Below are 3,909 nucleotides of genomic sequence, written 5' to 3'. Positions count from 1 at the left end.
TACTTAAGCCGGGCGACCTTTATCTTTCAATGGCTTCTTTGAAGTCGAATTAATGGAAACTAGCGAATTACGTTACTGAGATTTGCGTCACTAACTTTCAATGGCTTCTTTGAAGTCGAATTAATGGAAACGAAACCTCCGAGTGGCTAATCATCCAGTGCTGAGGCTTTCAATGGCTTCTTTGAAGTCGAATTAATGGAAACGATTTTATTTTTCTCATGGTAGCTGCACGCTTTGTCGACTTTCAATGGCTTCTTTGAAGTCGAATTAATGGAAACTCGCACGTTTGGCGGCTTCTTCCTTGATTTTTAGAAACTTTCAATGGCTTCTTTGAAGTCGAATTAATGGAAACGCATCGCGCACCCAGCAAGGAAACGCGATCGTTTTTTTTGACCTAAACTCAAAGAAACGCGATCGCTTTGAATTCGAGAAAAAATCTGTTGAGGATGTATTCCCATCCTTTCTGTAGGGACGTTTCATGCAATGTCCTTACAGGATTTTAGGCGATCGCGCTATATAAAACGGTCAAATGGATCGCGAGTCCAACCAATTTCCCAGGGTGCATCTCAAAGTTGCAAATTGACAACATCTCCTCTCATAATTTAGGAAGCTAGGGAGCGAGACGCTCCCACTACGCAACTCTTTAAATATTTGTAACTTTTTACCAAATTTGAGACAATGCGATCGCCAAAGCAGGAGGATAGACAAGAATGTTAATTACAATGTTCAAAAGTAAATTGCATCGAGTCAAGGTTACTGATGCTAATCTATACTATGAAGGTTCGATTACTATTGATGAAGAACTACTGAAAGTTGCGAGTATTTTGCCTTATGAAAAAGTACAAGTTGTTAATGTTAATAATGGTTCGCGTCTAGAAACTTATGTTATTCCGGGTGAATGGGGTAGCCGCATTGTTTGTTTGAATGGTCCGGCTGCACGTTTGAATATAATCGGTGATGAAGTCATTATCATAGCTTATGCCCAAATGACCTCAGAAGAAGCACTTCTACATCATCCAACGATCGTTCAGGTTGATAAAAACAATAACCCCCTTTGATGGTGGCGATCGCCTGATTGTAAAAACATCGATTTACACATCTAATTCGGCTAATTCTAACCATCTTTCTGTTGCTTGTTCGATTTCTCCATTCAGTTTTGCCAGGCGATCGGTGAGTTCTTGTAATTTTGTGTAACCTTCGGGAGGATTGTGATAAATTGTCTGTTCTAACTCGCTCTTTTCTGCTTCAAGTTGAGGAACTTTTTGCTCTAATTGTTCGAGTTCTTTCCGTTGATAGTTAGAGAGACGACGGGGACGACTTTGAATTTTGGCTTGCTTTGATGATGTTTCTTTTTCCTTCTTTACCGTCGGGGCTTTTTCCTCTTTCGCTTCCATTTCTTCGGCTTGTTTATAGTCCAAATAGAGGGAATAATTACCCGGATATTGGCGCAATTTGCCCCCTGGTTCGATCGCAAAGATAAAATCAACGACGCGATCGAGGAAATAGCGATCGTGGGAGACGGCGATCGCGCAACCATTAAATTCTTCTAAATACTCTTCTAACACCCCTAATGTTTGCACGTCAAGGTCGTTGGTGGGTTCATCGAGAATCAAAACATTTGGCGCATCCATCAATACTCGCAGTAAGAATAAACGCCGTTTTTCTCCTCCCGAAAGTTTGTTAATGGGGGCATACTGTTGATTAGGAGGAAAGAGAAAGCGCTCTAGCATTTGTGAGGCGCTGATTTGCGTGCCGTCGGCGGTTTGCACGTAAGACCCAATCTCTTTAATGTAATCAATAACGCGCTGATTTTCCTCTAAGGCAGACCAAAGCGCGTCGGAATGTTGGTCGAAGTAACCAATATGAATGGTACTGCCGATCTCTACCGTTCCCGTATCGGGGGGAATTTTTCCGGTAATAATATTCATTAAAGTTGATTTTCCTGCACCGTTACCGCCAATGATCCCGATGCGATCTTCTGGGCTAAACTCGTAGGAGAAATCTTTGATGAGAAGGCGATCGCTATAGGATTTGCTCACATTTTCCAGTTTGATGACCTTTTTACCGATGCGTCGTCCAGGAGTATCGATATCGACCTTGCCTCGGGCAGTTTTAAAGGTTTTATCCTGCATTTCATGGACGCGATCGATCCGCGCTTTTTGCTTGGTACTGCGTGCTTTTGGACCGCGTTTGAGCCATTCCAATTCTCGCCGCAATACCCCTCGATGTTTCCGTTGACTGCTGGCCTCGGCTTCTTCTGCGAGGGCTTTTTTCTCGAGGTAGTAGGAATAATTCCCTGCGTAACCGTAGAGATCCCCGCGATCGATCTCTAAAATACGGTTGGTGACGCGATCGAGGAAATAGCGATCGTGAGTAATCAGCAGTAATGCCCCGCGAAAGCCCTGTAAGTAGTTTTGCAACCATTCTACCGATTCAGCATCAAGGTGGTTGGTTGGCTCGTCCATGAGCAGTAAATCGGGGTCTGAGAGCAAGGCTGTAGCGAGGGCGATGCGCTTGCGATAACCGCCAGAAAGATTGCCCACTCGCTCTTCAATGTCAGTAATTCCTAACTTACTCAGGACAATTTTAGCATTGGTTTCCAGTTCCCATGCTCCCGTTGCCTCCATTTTTTCCCCGATCGCCGCTAAACGGGAGATGAGGCGATCGCGTTCTTTTCCTTCTACTTTGGCTATTTTCAGGGATAATGCTTCATATTCGCGCACTAAGTTCATTTGTTCGCTACTATCGGCGAAAACCTGTTCGAGGACGGTACAATTTTCGTCTACTTCTGGCTGTTGGGGTAGATAGACAATTCTCGCCCCCGATCGCGTCAAGCGTTTCCCTCCATCAATAGATTCTAGCCCCGCAATCATTTTCAAAAGGGTAGATTTTCCCGAACCATTGACCCCAATTAAACCGACTTTATCGCCATCTTCAACGCTAAAACTTGCTTCCCGCAGGATTTCTTTAATACCAAAATCTTTTTTAATCGCTTGCAGGGTCAGGATACTCATAAGTTGGGGGAAAACAGGGAAATTGCCATCATCTCATTATGACATCGATTCGTCATTATTTTTCTTTGCCAAAAATAGCGATCGCATCACTCACTCATGTTGATATAATATTCAGTGAAGTTAGACTATATCCAGCAAGTCACTATCACATTCTTTCGGTAAAAACAAGATGAATTCAAATAACCCTCAATGCGCCAATCTTCAGGAACGAGTTACGATCTTATTGCAACTATTGCAACAAGAACCCTCTCTCCGAACCCAGCAAACATCAACGGCTGTAGAATCTTCTTTAAAGAAAGCGATCGCGCCAAAGTTTGAAATTGTTTTTGCTGGGGCATTTAGTGCGGGGAAATCGATGCTCATTAATGCTCTATTAGAACGAGAATTATTATACAGTGCGGAAGGTCATGCTACGGGGACAGAATGTTCGATTGAATATGCAGAACCCGATCGCGAACGGGTGGTTTTAACTTTTTTAAGCGAGGCAGAAATTCGCGAACAAGTTCAGATGCTTTGTCATAAGTTAAATTTAAACGCATCAGGGAACATTAATCAAGGAGAAATTCTCGATCTTCTGCAACAAGGGTGCGAAGCAATTATCGCGGCTGAAGGAGGAGAAAGCAAGTCAGAACGTGCGAAACAAGCAAAAGCACTCTCTCTCCTTTTAGAAGGATATATTAGCAATCGCGATCGCATTCAAACGATACGCAATGCGACTTATTCTATGGAACAGTTTAACTTTTCCAATTTAGCAGAAGCGGCGGGTTATGCTCGTCGCGGCAACAATAGTTCGGTGCTGAAACGCTTACAATATTATTGCCATCATCCCCTTTTAGAAGATGGGAATGTTTTGGTGGATATGCCAGGGATTGATGCACCAGTTAAGAAGGATGCA

General features: G+C 43.3%; 3 protein-coding genes and 1 CRISPR repeat array. Of the genes, 2 read left to right on the top strand and 1 reads right to left on the bottom strand.

What is annotated here, in order from left to right; translation table 11 throughout:
* Positions 1-23: 23 nt before the first annotated feature.
* Positions 24-352: direct repeats of the CRISPR family, unit length 37 nt; unit sequence CTTTCAATGGCTTCTTTGAAGTCGAATTAATGGAAAC.
* 358 nt (positions 353-710) lie between these two features.
* Positions 711-1,058 carry an aspartate 1-decarboxylase gene (gene panD / locus VB714_RS21110; protein ID WP_416309758.1) on the top strand — a complete coding sequence of 116 codons (348 nt, stop codon included), beginning with the start codon at positions 711-713 and terminating at the stop codon, positions 1,056-1,058.
* 33 nt (positions 1,059-1,091) lie between these two features.
* Here the strand turns inward: panD and VB714_RS21105 are convergent, their stop codons facing one another.
* Positions 1,092-3,014, bottom strand: a complete 1,923-nt coding sequence (locus VB714_RS21105; protein WP_323226661.1) for an ABC-F family ATP-binding cassette domain-containing protein — start codon at positions 3,012-3,014, stop codon at positions 1,092-1,094.
* A gap of 169 nt (positions 3,015-3,183) precedes the next feature.
* Between VB714_RS21105 and VB714_RS21100 the strand changes: the two genes are divergently transcribed.
* On the top strand, positions 3,184-3,909 hold a 726-nt coding region (locus VB714_RS21100; RefSeq protein WP_323226660.1), incomplete at its 3' end, for a dynamin family protein.

Origin of the sequence: Spirulina sp. 06S082 (assembly GCF_034932145.1) — a bacterium.
In the GTDB taxonomy this organism is placed as follows: Bacteria; Cyanobacteriota; Cyanobacteriia; order Cyanobacteriales; family Spirulinaceae; genus CCY15215.
Note: the sequence above shows the minus strand (reverse complement) of the source record. Positions and strands in the feature narration are given on the sequence as shown.